The organism is Tannerella sp. (assembly GCF_052170195.1).
In the GTDB taxonomy this organism is placed as follows: domain Bacteria; phylum Bacteroidota; class Bacteroidia; order Bacteroidales; family Tannerellaceae; genus Tannerella.
On the sequence record NZ_JBQNAZ010000049.1, the window covers coordinates 1 to 16403 of the forward strand.

Here is a 16403-nt window from a genome sequence, read left to right on the forward strand (position 1 = left end):
GTTTTTCTGCAAACATATCATGGTTTTCGTTTGTTTTTGCTACCCCCTGAAAACGAACAAAGGTTCTATGATTACTCATAAAACCTTTGACTTCCATCTGTTTAAGTGTAGAGCGGCAAACGAGACTCGAACTCGCGACCCTCAGCTTGGGAAGCTGATGCTCTACCAACTGAGCTACTGCCGCACGATTAAACTTGCAGGCGCAAAAGTACATTATTCTTTTCGTTTTTTTGTATTTTTGGCGAAAAAAAAATCGGATGCAGAAATTAATATTAGTCAAGGTAGGAGGGAAGATCGTTGAAGAAGAAGCTTCGCTGAACCGATTACTTGCTGATTTTTCGAAGATTGATGGTTTGAAATTACTCGTTCACGGCGGTGGTCGGATGGCGACGGAGGTAGCCGGAGAATTAGGAATAGAAAGCCGAATGGTCGAAGGGAGGCGCATTACGGATGCTGCGATGCTCAAAATCGTGACTATGGTGTACGCCGGATGGATCAATAAAACCGTGGTGGCACGCTTACAGGCCTTAGGCATTGATGCTATCGGGCTGACGGGAGCAGACATGAACATAGTACGTTCAGTCAAACGACCGGTCGAGCAGATGGATTACGGTTTTGTTGGCGATGTAAAAGAGGTCCGCCTCGACATGCTACACATGTTGCTTATGCAGAAGATTGTACCCGTCGTTGCACCGATTACCCACGACATGAACGGTCAACTGCTCAATACAAATGCCGACACAATCGCTTCCGAACTGGCTAAAGCTCTGGCCAACCGATTCGACGTGACCTTAATTTACTGTTTCGAGAAAGATGGCGTCTTGCGAAACCAGGACGATGAAGAGAGTGTGATTCCGTTGATGGATCGGACCTTATTCAACACATACAAAGAAAATGGAGTCATTCAAGGGGGGATGATACCCAAGCTGGAGAACGCCTTCAAAGCCGTCGATGCCGGAGTGAAAGAAGTGATTATTACGAAAGCCACCTCACTGGGTAAAAACAGTGGAACCAGAATAAGTTAATAGTTGTTGTCCTTTCCATTCAACCTTTCGAGAGTTTCTGTATCAGATCGTTTCTTTTTATACTGCGCAGATAGCGCATGATTCGGGAACGAAATTCGGGCTGATACCAGAAAAAAAACTGACGCTGGGCGAGTTTTTCTTCTTTCGTTCGGGCACATTCGAGCTTTTCGAGCGTGTAAGGATGAAATCCGGTGTAAAAAATCTCCGTTGCCACCGTCATGGGAGTAGGAGTGAAGTCCTGAACCTGTTCGAGATGAAAGTTTTGCTGTTTCGTTTTAACGGCCAACTCCGCCATGTGAACAGCCGAACATCCGGGATGACTTGAAATAAAGTACGGAATCAGTTGTTGTTTCAAACCATTATCTTTGTTGATGCGATCAAATATTTTACGAAATGTTTCGAACTGTGCGAATGAAGGTTTTCGCATCACCTTCAATACATGTTCTTCGGTATGTTCGGGCGCCACTTTCAGACGTCCTGAAACGTGATGCTTGATCAGTTCTTCGGTGTACTCCCGCGCCGCTGTACGTAAAGCTTCGTTATCATACGAATGCAACAACAAATCGTACCGTACGCCACTTCCGATAAACGTTTTCTTGATACCGGGCACCTTATCGGCCTCCCTGTACAACTCGAGCAAAGGAGCATGATCGGCATTCAGATTTTTGCATACGACAGGATGAATACAGGACGGCTTTTTGCATTTCCGGCAGATACGTTCGTCCTTGCCTTTCATCCGGTACATATTGGCCGAAGGCCCGCCTAAATCACTGATATAACCCTTGAAACCGGGCATCTCTGTGACAGCCTTCACCTCTCGCAAAACAGATTCTTTACTGCGCGAAGCAATAAATTTCCCCTGATGCGCAGAGATGGTACAGAACGCGCATCCACCGAAACATCCGCGATGGATATTAACGGAGAATTTGATCATTTCGTAAGCGGGAATGATCTTATCTTTATATTTAGGGTGCGGAAGACGAGTGTAAGGCAGATCGAACGAGGCATCGATTTCGGCAGTCGTCATCGGAGGATACGGTGGATTGACAATAATAGCCCGTTTCCCCGTCTGCTGAATCATCCGCGATGCTTCGTGTTTATTCGATTCTTCTTCAATGATGCGAAAATTCTGTGCCTGCTTACGTTTATCCTTCAAACATTCTTCGAATGAAAACAGACGGATATCTTCCGTTCCTACAGGTTCATGATGATGGGCGATATACGCTGTCTGTGGGATGTCCCTGATCGTTTGAAACGGAATGCCTTGCTTAAGGCGTCGTGCCAGTTCGCAGATAGGTTTTTCTCCCATTCCGTAGATAAGCAGATCGGCCGGACTGTCTGCCAGAATACCCGGTCTCAGTCGGTCTTGCCAATAGTCATAATGAGCCAATCGGCGCAGTGATGCCTCGATTCCACCGAGGACAACAGGTACTTCCGGGAATAATTCTTTCAAGATTTTTGCATAAACAATGCTTGGATAATCAGGACGTAATCCCGGCTGATGATTGGGAGAATAAGCATCATCACTGCGCAAACGTTTGTTCGCCGTATAATGATTGACCATCGAATCCATCGCTCCCGGAGAGACTCCAAAGAACAACCGGGGGGTACCTAATTTCTTGAAATCCCGATAATCTCCTCGCCAATCGGGTTGCGGAACAATCCCCACACGCAGCTCTTCGGCTTCGAGTATACGCCCAATCACCGCAGCTCCAAACGAAGGATGATCAACGTACGCATCGCCGCTGAAAAGAATCACGTCCAGACAGTCCCAGCCACGTATTTCCATTTCTTTTTTAGTTGTCGGCAGCCAGTCGGTGAGTCGATAGGCCTTCATTTGGTTTTTCCTTTCCATACGAAACAACCGGGGAAGGAAAGCGAAATATCATGTTCAAACAATCCGAAAACGGCTGATCCTGAACCTGACATAGAAGCATAAACAGCTCCCTGAGCATAGAGTTCATCTTTAATTTCTCCGATCATCGGGAAGTGCGAAAAGACACTCGTTTCAAAATCATTCTTTAGGACATCTTTCCACTCCGATACGGGGAGTCGAATAATTTCGTCCAATGAATGCATCGGTTGCGACGGTTTTACCATAGAATATGCGTCTTTGGTCGATACGAATACATCCGGCTTAACGATGTATAATGTGTATGAGCCGAGAGACAAATCGATGGGTTCGAAAATATTTCCGATTCCCGATGCTTTCACGGGACGGTTACGGATGAAAAATGCGCAATCTGCTCCAATGCCGGACGCTATTTCTTCCAATTCATCGTCCGAGACCGACAGCCGGTAATATTCGCTGACCAGCTTCAGCATGAATGCAGCATCAGCCGATCCTCCACCCAATCCTGCACCGAAAGGAATCGCTTTTCTGAGATAAACGGCTAACGGTGGAATCGTATATTTTTTCCGTAATGATCGGAGCGCTTTGAGTACTAAATTATTCTCCGAGTCCGAATCCAACGTCATCCCGGAACATCGGAGAGAATCGGTTTCAGCCTCAACAATCTCCAAGGCATCGCAAAGCGGAACCGGATAAAAAATCGTTTCGAGGTCATGATATCCGTCCGGTCTTTTCCCGACAATGGACAATCCTAAGTTTATCTTAGCATTTGGAAAGCAGATCATGGTGTTATCCGTTCGGTCGGTTTTGTGAAGGTTTGTTTCGTCGTCGATTACCTTTCGGACGTGATGATAAGTTGCCTTGCTGTTGCCCTCCGCTTTTCCGATGGCGATTGCCTTGTGATGACTGTCCGCCTCGACTACGCGAACGGGAACGCGAACGGCTGTATTTCTCAGGCTCGTATGCAGGCGCTTCTCCTAAATCGGCATCAAGCGGGATCTTATAAATTTCTTTCTCCAAAAATGTCTCGATCTCTTTGAATTTTGCTTGCTCCTGCTGTGATACAAACGTGATCGCCAACCCTTTACCGTCTGTTCCCCGAGCCGTACGCCCGATACGGTGTACGTAATCTTCAGGGTCATTGGGTATATCATAATTGATGACAAGTGTAATGTCATTGATATCGATACCGCGTGCAACAACATCCGTAGCTACAAGTACTCCGATACGACCGTTCCTGAATTCTTTCATCACCTGCTCACGCTCGCTTTGCTCCAGGTCGGAATGCATTGCCGCAACGTTGAATTGAAGCCGTTTGAGCGCCGTGGTCAACTCCTTGACTTTCATCTTGGACGATGAAAAGATAATGACGCGTTCAGGCTGTTTTTTTGAGAACAATTGCTTAATAATCGGCATCTTATGTGCTTCGTAGCAGATGTATGCCGTCTGCATGATGGAGGCGGGCGGCTTGGAAATGGCAATTTTGATCTCTTCCGGTTCTTTGAGGATGTTCTGAGTTAAGGTCCGGATTTTAGGAGGCATCGTAGCCGAAAACATAATAATTTGACAATCATGCGGAAGTTTCTTATAAATCTGCATAATGTCATCGTAAAATCCCATATCGAGCATCCGGTCTGCTTCATCAAGAACAAAGAATGACGTCTGCGACAAGTCGACACTCCCCATATTCAAATGGCTGATAAGACGTCCGGGGGTTGCAATCACAATATCGCTTCCCATCTGTAGACCGCGCTCCTGTTGGGCATAGACAATACCGTCGGTTCCCCCATAAACGGCCACAGCCGATACAGGAACAAAGTAGGTAAAACCATCGATTTGCTGATCGATCTGCTGTACCAGCTCACGGGTAGGTACCATTATAACCGCATTGACGGCATCCTGCGGATAGTTCCCATCATTCAGCTTACTGATGATGGGCAGCACATAAGCGGCTGTTTTTCCGGTACCTGTCTGGGCACATCCGATAATGTCTTTTCCTTCCAATATCGGAGGGATGGAAAGTTCTTGTATGGGAGTCATTTCCTGGAAGTTCATAGCCTCCAGACCATCCAATACGGCATCACCAAGGTTCAGTTCGTCAAATCTCATGTTGTTCTGTTAATCAATATGAATATGTTTGATCAAATAATTGTTTGTTCGGTTGTTCTTCTTCTGCCGGAGACACCGGAGTCGCGGGATACGTTGTGCTCTCTTCTTCCGATATCGGCTTGAGCGTTTCATGAGGCATGCCTTCTACTGTTCCAACAGATTCTTTCGCATGACTGCTGTCTGTCGTTGAAATGGGTACCGGAGTGCGCATTTTCGTTGTCGCCGGCGAGATGACATGATAATACTTCCGATAGATCTTATCAAATGTTCCGTCTTTTTTCATCCGCGCAAACCAGTAGTTCAGACTGTCCAATAAGTCCGGTGAATACTTACGAACAGCCCATGATTGCAACTGAGTAAAACTGATGTCGGTATCGATATCGATTTCGGGATATTGTTTCTTCGACAGACGGGCAATCTGTTGATCGCAAACCGCATAATCGATATCTCCTTTGGCTACCATAATGATCAACTGTTCGGAAGAATAAAGCGGTTCTTCGACGATATGAATCGTATCGGCAATCTCGTATTGAAGATTTTGCAGACGCAAAATGGCGGGTGAGTTTTGGGGTACGTACAATATCTTTTTGGCCAGCTCCAACTGGTTGCGAAGCGGCTTTATTCCCTGATTGCTTGCGGCTTCACGTTGCACCAACACCTGTTTATTCAATACGATCGGTTCGACAAACAAATAATGTTTCTTCAGTTCGGTTGTCGTAGGAATATTACGGGCGATGACATCATACCGATTGTTTTCCAAACCTTCAAAGCTCTTATCAAGGCTCATTTCAAGATGTATCTCGACTTCCAATCCCGAATATTCGGCCAGTTTCCTGCATAATTCATACTGAAATCCCTGCAAGGTATCGCCCGACATGAAATAGCCGGATTGGTTGTATTCCGTAACAATACGCAGCACACCGTCCTGTTTGATTTCATAGTAATCGCGAGGTGAAATATTGAACTTCATGCGAAGTATCAAACTCCCCATAATCGCTAATACGATAAGCAACAGGATTATATAGATAATGAGTAATTTGCGTGAGAACATACGTCAATTATTAAACTTTACGGCTACCCCCAACTTAACAACCATAGGATTGATCGGATAATGAGGCATTGAAAAATAATTCGGAGACGCAAATAATTTGCTTATGTTATATCCTGTTACAAAAAATCTTGCCTGTTTGAGATGAAAATTAACATAAGCATTCACTAACGGATAATTACCGATTTTAATGTTATCCTGATTGATGAACTGTTGCGTAGCCGGCTCATAATATGGAGCGTAATATTCGGTAAAATAATGCACATCGGCTCCCATCTGTACCATCAGGACCTTCGCAAGTCGAACCGTTACATACATATTCGAATAAAGCGAAAGTTGAGGCAAAGCCAAGACCTGCTTATTGCTGCTGGTCTGATAGACGAGTTCGTTATCCCATCCAAAAGCCTTGAATCGAAAGTCTTGTCGTAGACGCGCAGTAATTACCTGCAGATTGCTCCCGAATTGTTCAGGAAGACCTTGTTTGTTGAAGAAGATATGATTCTGAATGCTTTCAACTCCAGCCGACAAACGTGTGCGCGTTTGTTCCCAACCCACAGTTCCCCCTACATAGATACGCTGTGTATTCTTCAGATCCTTGTCCCAAAAGAAATAACGACTGCTGTAATGACGTTGGAAAAACGCAGGACGCAAATTTTTGATGTATCCGTCTGCCTGAATAGAAGCCTCTTTTTTAAAGAGTCGAAACCGTGTTTTGACAAGTCCCGTCAAGCGAAACTCTCCGATATCATCACCTAACACGCAGAGTTCACCGCGTCCTTGATAGGTGAGGAGACTTCCGCGTCGTTTAGAGAGTTCGGCACCTAAAAAAGTAGCATATTCATCGTACTTTTGCATGTTGCGGATAGCTCCTTTAGCTGAGTCTCCGGGCATTTTGAAGTTTCTTTTCTCAAAACTGACAAAAGCCGTCAGACCAAATTTAGCCCAATCCTGAAATCCCTCACGCAACGAAAGAGCGACCGTATTTTTCAAATTCCATGCCGACGAAACATCATTGGGGACACGTCCGACCGTATCGTAGCGGTTCACGTAGCACGTATCAATTCCCATATCTTTGGAAATAAATCGTCTGCGGAAATCTTCATATTCGACGGTATGAATAACGCTGGCCACAGGCACGAAGACTTCGTTGGCATGAATATCTTCTGCTTCTGCTTCCTCCTGCTCTTCAGGACGACCAGTCGAGTTTTTCTCTTCCTCTTCCTGTTTCTTCAACGCTTCACGTTGAGCGTCTTTCTCTTGTTTTCGTTTGGCTTCGCTCTCAGTCATCTCACGGTAAAATCCCAAATTATAACGGTGCGTAAGGAAAACGTTTTTACCACGGATACGATTCCATGTATTTGTAAACCGTGTCGGATACGATTTGCTGTCGACCCCGCGACGCCCGTCTTCAAAATCATCCGGCGATGTAATATACCGGTCATCTGTCAATCCGCCATTTTCATTTTGGATGAAATTAAAATTACGGAGATGTATGTGTGCCTCATAACGGTCCGATAAGTAGTTTCCGAACAATCTATAACTGAGTAGTTTGTTATTATTCGACGTATATTGTCCCCGACTGTAGATATAATTAAAATCTACACCGGCATTAATTTTTTTTCCGAAATTGCTTGTTAACACGCCTTTCAGCTGTTCTTCACGTTTGGTAGAACCACCGGCACGTGTATATAGGATATGTGTATAAGGTACCTTAACATCATAGAAATATCCGTTGGAAGGAGTAATTATATCTCCGTCGAAAACATCTGCAAAGATAAAATCGCGTTCTTCTTTTCGCTCGCTGAAGATGCGACTCTGCCAGGGTGATCCGATATTTCCGGTATAGGCGCCGGCTATTCCTCTCCCTTCCATTAACGTGCTGTTTGCCGTATTCAGACGATTCGTATCCATCGGAGCAAGAATCCGATCTCCCAGTTTCTCGGTCAAGTGATAGCCGTTGATGCGTCTGATGCCGATATCGGTGCTATCGGGAACGAGTAAACTGTCCGGAAGTTGTGCCGCGTTACGTGCCGTAAGAGAGAATCCCCCCCTGCGGCCGCTGCTGCGCGATCGCTCTTGTGCGAATACGGTCGTTACACACAGCAGGCATAACAATAAACCATATAGCCCGTGTCTCAAATCGAGGCACAGGTACAGGATGGAATAGACACAATGCCTTCGATTCACACCTTTTGGATGAGTTCCATACCTTTTTTGATGGCGGCTTCATTGGCCGGAATCAAAGTATGATGTCGTTCAGGAAGCGTCTTTTTCAGACCGAGAAGCACGCTTTCCAGTTTTACCATCGGAACGACTTTGAGGAGCCCGCCCAACACGATCATGTTGAACGTCTTTTGCATATTTAGTTCCGTAGCCGTATCCATCGCATCAATACGGTACACATTAATATCCGTGCGTGTGACCGGCTTATGAATTCCATATCCGTCATAAATAAGAATGCCGCCTTTCTTCACTTTCGATTGGAATTTATCCATCGAAGGTTGGTTCAGAATCACGGCAATATCGTATTCGTTCAATATGGGGGAACTGATTCGTTCGTCGTTCAGGATCACGGTCACATTGGCTGTTCCGCCACGTTGTTCCGGACCATAGGAAGGCATCCAAGTTACTTCTTTATTTTCCATGAGCCCCGAATAAGCGAGAATTTTTCCCATCGATAACACACCTTGTCCGCCAAAACCTGCTATAATTATTTCGTATTGCATATCTTGTCTGCTACTAATTGTTATACATTTTTCAAGTCTCCCAAGGGATAGAAGGGGAACATGTGTTCTTCCATCCATTTGTTCGACTCAACCGGTGTCTTTTTCCATCCGGAAGAACAGGTGGAAACAAACTCTACTACCGATGTACCTTTGCGAGCCATGGAGTTTTCAAAAGCTAACCGCAGCATCTTTTTTGCTTTCTTGGCAGCTGCCGGGGTCTGTACACTTTGACGGGTAACTAAACACGTCCCATCCAATTGCGCCAGTATATTGCCGATTCGTAGAGGATATCCGTTCAGTTCCACGTCACGGCCATGAGGACAGGTAGCCGTAGGCATTCCAACCAAAGTTGTCGGAGCCATCTGTCCGCCCGTCATACCATAAATGGCATTATTTACAAAAATAATCACGATATTTTCGCCGCGATTAGCGGCATGAATTGTCTCAGCTGTTCCGATGGCTGCCAAGTCGCCGTCACCTTGATATGTAAAGACCATCTTATCGGGGTTCACTCGCTTTACGGCCGTGGCAACCGCCGGTGCACGTCCGTGGGCTGCTTCAATCCAGTCGATATCGATATAGTTGTAAGCAAATACTGCACATCCGACAGGTGAGATGCCGATCGTCTTTTCTTCCATTCCCATCTCCTCGGATACTTCGGCGATCAGTTTATGGATAACGCCATGACTGCATCCCGGGCAATAATGCATGGAGTTATCATTCATCAATTTGGGCTTTTTGTAGACCAAATTTTCAGGTTTAATTATTTCTATTGTTTCCATTTTTGAATATTCCGTAAGTTTTTTAACCCAAAAATCTCATAAGATATTGTACTATGCGTAAAAGAATAGCGATTCCTCCACATATCAGGAACGGCAAATGACTATCTTTCACGGTAAAATAGAGGATGCCGGCTACAATCGTCAACACCATAAACAGCAGGGTAAACAGTTCGTCTAATCGGTCTCCTCGTTTCATTACTTGCTAAATTACATCAGTTTCTCTTCAACGGCTCTCAGAATTTCGTCCGGAGTGAAAACGATGCCACCCAACCGGCCGAAATGCTCGACTTTGACACGTCCGTTCACCGCTAAACGTACATCTTCGACCATCTGTCCGGCATTCAGCTCTACGGAAAGCATCCCTTTCACTTTATCGGCATAACTAGCAATCACCTGAGTAGGGAACGGCCACAAAGTAATCGGACGGATCAGACCGAGTTTCAATCCTTGACCACGTGCTATTTCAATCGCTTTCTGGCAGATTCGTGCCGATGAGCCGAATGCTATCAACAGATACTCCGCATCTTCGCATTTATATTCTTCATAGCGTACTTCGTTTTTCTCTATCCGGCTGTATTTTTCCTGAAAGTGTAAGTTCTTTTTTTCCATGATGACCGGATCCAACTCCAAAGAAGTAATGATATTGGGTTTGCGACCGCCCGTTTTTCCGGTAACTGCCCAAGGTGATTCTTTTGCAATCTCTGCCTCCGTTTTTCGCGGACGGAACGGGGGAAGCACCACTTTTTCCATCAACTGGCCAATCATACCGTCGGTAATGATAATCGCCGGTGTTTGATATTTGAATGCAAGATCGAAACCGAGTCCGACAAAATCAGCCGTTTCCTGTACCGACGAAGGGGCAAGAGCAATCAACCGGTAGTCGCCGTGGCCTCCACCTTTCACCGTCTGAAAATAGTCGGCCTGACTCGGCTGAATCGTACCCAATCCGGGGCCGCCACGCATTACATTTACAATCAAGCAAGGGAGATCCGATCCGGCAATATAGGAAACGCCTTCCTGCATCAAGCTCATACCCGGGCTGGACGACGAGGTCATGACTCGCTTACCTGTTGCAGCACCTCCGTAAACCATATTAATCGAGGCAACTTCACTCTCAGCTTGCAGTACTACCATACCTGTCGTTTCCCACGGTCTTTCTTCCATCAGTGTTTCCATGACTTCCGACTGAGGTGTAATCGGATAACCAAAATATCCGTCTGTTCCATAACGAATCGCTGCATGGGCCAGCGCTTCGTTCCCTTTCATAAGTCTTACTTCTTCCATAGCGTTAATCCATTTTCTTTCTATAGACGGTTAAACATCCATCGGGACAAACCCATCCGCAACTGGCACAACCGGTACAATTGTCAGGCTCTTTCATATATGCATAGTGATAGCCTTTGTTATTGACCTCACGCGGGTGCAACTCCAGTACATTGCAAGGACAGGCCACGACACATAAGTTGCAGCCTTTACACCGTTCGGTGTTGACCACTACCATTCCTTTTACTTTTGCCATAAATCCTTTATTTTTATCTACTGGGATGCAAAACTACAAAAAAAAGAATAAAAAACAAGTTAGAAATTGAAAATATTGCGGGCGACGAAAAAAGTCATCGCGATAGCAAAGAATATCCAGATATAAAGGTTTTTCTGTACTTTTAAAATCAGTGGACTATAAGGATTAAAGAGTTGATAAATGCGAACGCAGAGAAGCAGGATAACATACGGTATCGAGAGTACAAGCAGGGCATTATAAGAAAAGGCTGTTTTTATGTCGGCATGAAGCAAGGCATGGATAGCCCGTTGCGAACCGCATCCAGGACATTTGATCCCGGTGAACATCAAGAAGGGGCATTTGGGAAAGAATGGAGAGCTGTTTGGGTGGATGTGTGAATAGATATAGATTGCGATCAGGAAAACCAAAAAAAGAAAAATCCAGAGGATAATTTTGTATCGAGAAACAAGATACATAATGTATAATAAAGCTAATGGATGCGGAGCTTTCACGCCGAAAAGCTCCGCATATCCGTCCATAATTTACATATCACCACTCATCGCAGCGCCTACTCCGATGATGATAATGACTATAAGATAAAGAATCCATAGTACTCCTGCGACGATAGCACTCCAGATTGCCCATTTTTTTGCATCTTTCGAGGCCTTTTCCGCACCGGTATAATCTCCGGCTGTATATGCGGAGTTTACTTTTGTGGAATAGATGATCGATACAATACCTAACGGCATACAGCAAAGAACGGTAGAGAGAATTGCCCACACCAAGTAATTCTCCGGCATCGGAGGTTTAGGCATATTCGGATCGCCGAAAGTACCGCCGCCTGTCGAATAATTTGTGCTCTGTGCAGTGTTCATGTTGTATTTAGGCTCTCTTTGATCATAATTCGAAGAAGCCGGCGTGTTTCCTGCTGCGGCAAACATGTCTTGTAACTCCGGCAATGTACGTGCAGCTACCCACTCCGGTAACGAGTTGTTCCAAACTAACGTGTCCGGATTAATCGGAGCGCTTTTCAAAGCGTCCAATGAGAAAGGACCTACTTTGGTGTCCCCATTCAAATAGTAATACTCTTTGTCCATTTGTTTATTCTGTTTTATAATTAAGAAATATATGTTCAAAAACCGGTTATGATTTTCGGCCTACAAAAATACAGAAATTTACCGTATTACCTATATATCGTCCAAGAATCCCTAAAAATATTCCGGAAAAGAAAGAAAAAGTCTCTTTTTACATGTCTTGAAGAAACTTGGGAAGGTAGATATTATGCGTTAGGTATCTCCGTTTTTTTCTTTTTGCCTTTTAGTGAGATCAACTCCAACAGATAAACGAGAACAAACCCTGCGGCAGCCAATCCAATCGCTTCCCATAATTGGCGATCGGGTAAAATATTTGCTTCGATCAGAGGTTTGGCTACACCATGACGGTCGATGTACGTCTCGATCGTTTCTTTCCACGGCCACACTTTATTGAGTGACCCTAACATAAAGCCGCTCAGAACGGCGATGGTGATGTTGTGGAAACGATGCAACGCGTAAGACAGTGCGCGAGAAAATAACGAGATTCCGATTACAGCTCCTCCGGCGAAGACCAACAAGATACTCATCCGAAGAGATTTGACAGCTTCCATGATAAAGAAGTATTTTCCGAGTAAAACCAAAATAAAGCTGCCCGATATGCCGGGAAGAATCATCGCACAAATGGCGATGGCTCCACAGAGAAAGATGAACCATAAATCATCCGGAGTTTCGGCAGGTGTAGTGACGGTTATCACATAAGCTGCTACGGCTCCCAATACGAATCCAGCCACCGTTTTTACATTCCATTTTGTAACTTCACGCGAAACAAACCAGATCGATGCCAGCACCAACCCGAAAAAGAACGCCCAAACCAGCACCGGCTCGTGTACCAGCAGATAGGTAATCAGTTTGGCCAGTGAGAAAATACTGATGCCGATACCTGAGATGATGGCCAGCAGAAAATTACCGTTGACGGCTTTCCAGAAGCGACCGAACTTCAGCGAAAAGAGCATTTTTAACGAAGTGAGATTTATGCTCTTAATCGAATCGATAAGCTCCTCATATATGCCGACAATGAAGGCGATTGTTCCTCCAGAAACACCCGGTACCACATCGGCTGCCCCCATGCCGATGCCTTTGAGCATCAGCAGGGCATAATCTTTAAATGTACGATTCATATCTCTAATTCAGATGATGTCTGTTTTTAATAAATTCTTCCGACAATCCGTCGGGGGGCAAAAGGAAAGGCTTTTGCGAACGTATATCTTGTGCATGCAGAAAATGGTTGTCCGACGTCTGTTCGTTTTCCTGCATTTTTCCGGCAGCAAAAAACATTTTATTTAAATACTCAGCCACCTTATTGTTATGTTCGTCCGTTTGTGAGAAAATGCGGTGATGTATATTGTATCGCGCTACTTGTGAGAGCACTTCCGGTTTTCCAAGCAACTTGTTAAATAAAGTATATGCGCGTTCGAAATCATCTGCTTTCAGGTAGCATTCTGCCAAAATCGGTTCGATATGGTCGGTGATGTCTTTTTTGTCCGAAAGCAAATCCAGATAGGCTTCGATCGCTTTCTCATAATTTTCGTTCATAAAGAGACAGTAGGCACGTAATAATCTGACTTCTATGTCATCCTCGTCGCAAGTGAGCGCAAAATCGAAAGAATGGATAGCTTCTTCATATTGTCCGAGATTGGAGAGTAAGCGTCCCTGTATGTACCAATAATCGGTAGAGTAGGGGTTTATATCGATCAACTCCCTGCATATTTGCAAGGCGTGCTGTAAATCACCCGCCATCTCTTCATGATAGCAATATTCTTCTTTAAGAATGACACTGTCAGGGAAGAGTTGAATCGCATGCTTGACAAGTTTGAATGCTACTTCATCTTTACCGATCTCACTCAAAATGGGAGTGAGGTCTTCATAGATAATTCTCAACTCTTCATCCACAGGGTGCTGATTGAGGAGTGCATCTGCTTCGTGATGGAGGTCCATGACGTACAGACACTGCACTTTAAGCAGTAAAAGTTCGGGATCGTCATCATCGCCGATGCTTTTTATGCGCTCCAACGCTTCGGCATACTTTTCCCGATAAATATAAACCTTACATTCCTTGATTTTAATGCCGGTATTTTCAGGATGCAGCTTTAGTCCCAACTCAAGCACCTGAGTGAATCCTTCAAAATCATTCTCATCCTCGAAATATTCAAGCAGCCGAATGATTTCGTCGGCATCGAAATAAACTTCCACACCTTTTTCGTGCATTTCTTTATATCGTTCCAGCAAGGTCATGAGTTCCCCCCAATGAGTATAGATATATCGTCTTTTATCAACCGTTTACTTTCTTGCTCCATGTATCTTTCAACGATACGGTGCGGTTGAAGATCAGCTTGCCGTCACGACGACTGTCCGGATCGAGGTTGAAATATCCGATACGTTGGAACTGAAAGTGATCGTAAGGTTTGGCCTGTGCCAGATCTTCCTCTACGAAGCAGTCGGTCAGCACCTGCAACGAATCCGGATTCAGCAGCTCATGAAAATCTTTGTCTTTTTCTTCGGCCGGATTTTCCACGTTAAACAGGCGGTCGTAAAGACGCACTTCGGCAGGTAACGCGTGGGCGGCAGACACCCAGTGTATCGTGCCTTTTACTTTTCGGTTGCTGTCGGGCATTCCGGTTCTCGTATTCGGGTCGTATTCGGCGTAAACTTCTTCCACCTTGCCGTCCGCATTCTTCTTACATCCCGTACATTTCACGATGTAAGCGCACCGCAAGCGTACTTCCTGCCCCGGCGTCAGACGGTAATATTTTTTGGGAGCATCTTCCATAAAATCGTCCTGTTCGATATACAGTTCACGCGAAAAAGCAATCTCATGTGTCCCGTCTGCGGGGTTTTCCGGATTGTTGACCGAGGTCATCATCTCTACCTGTCCTTCGGGATAGTTGGTGATGATCAGCTTGACGGGGCGGAGTACCGCGGCGACACGCCGTGCTGTAGCGTTCAGGTCTTCGCGCACAGCATGTTCGAGCAATGCGACATCGATCATACCGTCGTATTTCGTATAACCGATCAGATGGATGAATCGGCGAATGGAGGAGGGGGTGAAACCTCTTCGGCGATAACCGCAGATGGTCGGCATACGCGGGTCGTCCCAGCCGTCTACCAACTTTTCTTTAACCAGTTGGAGCAGCTTGCGCTTGCTCATCACGGTATAAGTCAGGTTCAGACGATTGAACTCCGTTTGTCGCGGACGGTAATCGCCGCCTTTTCCGCATTCGCTGTCGATCAGCAAGTCGATAAAATGATCGTATAACGGCCGGTGTACTTCAAATTCGAGCGTACAGAGCGAATGGGTTACCCCTTCAAAATAGTCGCTTTGTCCGTGGGCGAAGTCGTACATCGGATAGACATTCCATGTTTTTCCTGTCCGGTGATGGGGTGTTTTAATGATACGATAGATGATGGGATCGCGGAAGTGCATATTGGGCGAAGCCATATCGATCTTGGCCCGTAAGGTCATGGCGCCTTCTTCAAAATCTCCGCGATTCATGCGGAGAAAGAGGTCTAAACTTTCTTCTGTCGGACGGTTACGATAAGGGCTGTCCGTACCGGCCTGCGTCGGTGTTCCTTTTTGTGCGGCAATGGCCTCCGCACTTTGTTCGTCGACGTATGCTTTCCCTTTTTTGATGAGTGAAACGGCAAAGTCGAAGAGTTGTTGAAAGTAATCCGAAGCATAAAAGATGTTTTCCCATTGGAAGCCCAACCAGCGAATATCTTCCTGAATCGAATCGACGTACTCTACATCTTCTTTCGTAGGGTTCGTATCGTCAAAGCGCAGGTTGCACACGCCTCGATATTGTTCGGCGATACCGAAATCGAGACAGATGGCTTTGGCATGCCCGATATGCAGGTAGCCGTTCGGTTCGGGCGGAAAGCGTGTTTGAACCCGTCCGTCGTTTTTACCTTCAGACAAGTCTTTTTCAATGATTTGTTCGATGAAATTCAGGCTTTTTTTATTTTCTTCCAGAGGTGTATTTTCTGCCATTGCTATTGATTTTTTGATGTCTTTTATGGCGCAAAGATAAGGATTAGCGCCTAATGTACAAGGGTATTGTATATGAAGTTATCAACAGAGCAAGAAGTTACCTGCTGATGAGAAACGTTTTATCTGCTTTTGTGAAAGCAAAAAAACATGAGGTGTTTTCGGCGTCTGGATGCCGGAAACAACCCTTGAGAAACATGCCTGAAAACGCCCTTTCCAACATCTTGATATTCAATTATTGCTGTCCGGTAAAACTCAAAAAGACAAAATCATCTTACTCGAAGCCC

15 protein-coding genes, 1 tRNA gene and 1 pseudogene are annotated in these 16403 nt (G+C 45.3%); 1 reads left to right on the forward strand and 16 read right to left on the reverse strand.

What is annotated here, in order from left to right:
- Nucleotides 1-111: 111 nt before the first annotated feature.
- Nucleotides 112-184, reverse strand: a tRNA-Gly gene (locus tag ACTTKA_RS10570).
- A 73-nt stretch (nucleotides 185-257) separates the two neighbouring features.
- On the opposite strand from ACTTKA_RS10570, the gene argB reads away from it, so the two are divergent.
- A complete protein-coding gene (gene argB, locus ACTTKA_RS10575) occupies nucleotides 258-1025 on the forward strand; it encodes an acetylglutamate kinase (protein ID WP_442725014.1) in 768 nt (255 codons plus the stop codon).
- Between the two features lie 19 nt (nucleotides 1026-1044).
- Here the strand turns inward: argB and ACTTKA_RS10580 are convergent, their stop codons facing one another.
- The 15 genes and pseudogenes from ACTTKA_RS10580 to ACTTKA_RS10650 all read right to left on the reverse strand — a co-directional run bounded on the left by ACTTKA_RS10580 (nucleotide 1045) and on the right by ACTTKA_RS10650 (nucleotide 16119).
- Entirely contained in the window at nucleotides 1045-2862 is a 1818-nt protein-coding gene (locus ACTTKA_RS10580) for a YgiQ family radical SAM protein (protein ID WP_442725015.1), read from the reverse strand.
- Nucleotides 2859-3662, reverse strand: a complete 804-nt coding sequence (ispE, locus tag ACTTKA_RS10585; protein ID WP_046825374.1) for a 4-(cytidine 5'-diphospho)-2-C-methyl-D-erythritol kinase — start codon at nucleotides 3660-3662, stop codon at nucleotides 2859-2861. The genes ACTTKA_RS10580 and ispE overlap by 4 nt, the downstream gene beginning before the upstream one ends.
- Nucleotides 3663-3666: 4 nt before the next feature.
- Nucleotides 3667-4986 (reverse strand): DEAD/DEAH box helicase, encoded by a 1320-nt coding sequence (locus tag ACTTKA_RS10590; protein WP_442725016.1) that lies wholly within the window; start codon nucleotides 4984-4986, stop codon nucleotides 3667-3669.
- Between the two features lie 238 nt (nucleotides 4987-5224).
- Nucleotides 5225-6037 (reverse strand): annotated as a pseudogene (locus ACTTKA_RS10595) (transporter substrate-binding domain-containing protein); the annotation flags it as partial.
- A gap of 3 nt (nucleotides 6038-6040) precedes the next feature.
- Complete coding sequence (locus ACTTKA_RS10600) at nucleotides 6041-8221, reverse strand: putative porin (RefSeq protein WP_442725017.1); 2181 nt, start codon at nucleotides 8219-8221, stop codon at nucleotides 6041-6043.
- On the reverse strand, nucleotides 8218-8760 hold the full coding sequence (locus ACTTKA_RS10605) for a 2-oxoacid:acceptor oxidoreductase family protein (protein ID WP_014225949.1): 543 nt from the start codon (nucleotides 8758-8760) through the stop codon (nucleotides 8218-8220). The genes ACTTKA_RS10600 and ACTTKA_RS10605 overlap by 4 nt, the downstream gene beginning before the upstream one ends.
- 20 nt (nucleotides 8761-8780) lie before the next feature.
- On the reverse strand, nucleotides 8781-9542 hold the full coding sequence (locus ACTTKA_RS10610) for a thiamine pyrophosphate-dependent enzyme (RefSeq protein ID WP_442713286.1): 762 nt from the start codon (nucleotides 9540-9542) through the stop codon (nucleotides 8781-8783).
- Nucleotides 9543-9564: 22 nt separating this feature from the next.
- Nucleotides 9565-9738, reverse strand: a complete 174-nt coding sequence (locus tag ACTTKA_RS10615; RefSeq protein WP_014225951.1) for a hypothetical protein — start codon at nucleotides 9736-9738, stop codon at nucleotides 9565-9567.
- An 11-nt stretch (nucleotides 9739-9749) separates the two neighbouring features.
- Nucleotides 9750-10826, reverse strand: coding sequence for a 3-methyl-2-oxobutanoate dehydrogenase subunit VorB (locus ACTTKA_RS10620; protein WP_442725018.1), 1077 nt, complete (start codon nucleotides 10824-10826; stop codon nucleotides 9750-9752).
- A 4-nt stretch (nucleotides 10827-10830) separates the two neighbouring features.
- Entirely contained in the window at nucleotides 10831-11061 is a 231-nt protein-coding gene (locus ACTTKA_RS10625; RefSeq protein ID WP_442713287.1) for a 4Fe-4S dicluster domain-containing protein, read from the reverse strand.
- A 59-nt stretch (nucleotides 11062-11120) separates the two neighbouring features.
- Nucleotides 11121-11579, reverse strand: coding sequence for a DUF2752 domain-containing protein (locus tag ACTTKA_RS10630; RefSeq protein WP_442725019.1), 459 nt, complete (start codon nucleotides 11577-11579; stop codon nucleotides 11121-11123).
- A gap of 3 nt (nucleotides 11580-11582) precedes the next feature.
- On the reverse strand, nucleotides 11583-12137 hold the full coding sequence (locus ACTTKA_RS10635; protein WP_442725020.1) for a CD225/dispanin family protein: 555 nt from the start codon (nucleotides 12135-12137) through the stop codon (nucleotides 11583-11585).
- Nucleotides 12138-12319: 182 nt separating this feature from the next.
- Nucleotides 12320-13252 (reverse strand): DUF368 domain-containing protein, encoded by a 933-nt coding sequence (locus ACTTKA_RS10640; RefSeq protein ID WP_442713290.1) that lies wholly within the window; start codon nucleotides 13250-13252, stop codon nucleotides 12320-12322.
- Nucleotides 13253-13256: 4 nt separating this feature from the next.
- Nucleotides 13257-14339: a tetratricopeptide repeat protein gene (locus tag ACTTKA_RS10645; protein WP_442725021.1), complete on the reverse strand. Its 1083-nt coding sequence runs from the start codon at nucleotides 14337-14339 to the stop codon at nucleotides 13257-13259.
- 64 nt (nucleotides 14340-14403) lie between these two features.
- Nucleotides 14404-16119, reverse strand: coding sequence for a glutamine--tRNA ligase/YqeY domain fusion protein (locus ACTTKA_RS10650; RefSeq protein ID WP_442725022.1), 1716 nt, complete (start codon nucleotides 16117-16119; stop codon nucleotides 14404-14406).
- Nucleotides 16120-16403 lie beyond the last annotated feature (284 nt).

Coding starts and splice junctions, on each gene's coding strand:
- argB (WP_442725014.1), top strand. CDS start 258: ATGCAGAAATTAATATTAGTCAAGGTAGGAGGGAAGATCGTTGAAGAA.
- ACTTKA_RS10580 (WP_442725015.1), bottom strand. CDS start 2,862: ATGAAGGCCTATCGACTCACCGACTGGCTGCCGACAACTAAAAAAGAA.
- ispE (WP_046825374.1), bottom strand. CDS start 3,662: ATGATCTGCTTTCCAAATGCTAAGATAAACTTAGGATTGTCCATTGTC.
- ACTTKA_RS10590 (WP_442725016.1), bottom strand. CDS start 4,986: ATGAGATTTGACGAACTGAACCTTGGTGATGCCGTATTGGATGGTCTG.
- ACTTKA_RS10605 (WP_014225949.1), bottom strand. CDS start 8,760: ATGCAATACGAAATAATTATAGCAGGTTTTGGCGGACAAGGTGTGTTA.
- ACTTKA_RS10610 (WP_442713286.1), bottom strand. CDS start 9,542: ATGGAAACAATAGAAATAATTAAACCTGAAAATTTGGTCTACAAAAAG.
- ACTTKA_RS10615 (WP_014225951.1), bottom strand. CDS start 9,738: ATGAAACGAGGAGACCGATTAGACGAACTGTTTACCCTGCTGTTTATG.
- ACTTKA_RS10620 (WP_442725018.1), bottom strand. CDS start 10,826: ATGGAAGAAGTAAGACTTATGAAAGGGAACGAAGCGCTGGCCCATGCA.
- ACTTKA_RS10625 (WP_442713287.1), bottom strand. CDS start 11,061: ATGGCAAAAGTAAAAGGAATGGTAGTGGTCAACACCGAACGGTGTAAA.
- ACTTKA_RS10630 (WP_442725019.1), bottom strand. CDS start 11,579: ATGGACGGATATGCGGAGCTTTTCGGCGTGAAAGCTCCGCATCCATTA.
- ACTTKA_RS10635 (WP_442725020.1), bottom strand. CDS start 12,137: ATGGACAAAGAGTATTACTATTTGAATGGGGACACCAAAGTAGGTCCT.
- ACTTKA_RS10640 (WP_442713290.1), bottom strand. CDS start 13,252: ATGAATCGTACATTTAAAGATTATGCCCTGCTGATGCTCAAAGGCATC.
- ACTTKA_RS10645 (WP_442725021.1), bottom strand. CDS start 14,339: ATGCACGAAAAAGGTGTGGAAGTTTATTTCGATGCCGACGAAATCATT.
- ACTTKA_RS10650 (WP_442725022.1), bottom strand. CDS start 16,119: ATGGCAGAAAATACACCTCTGGAAGAAAATAAAAAAAGCCTGAATTTC.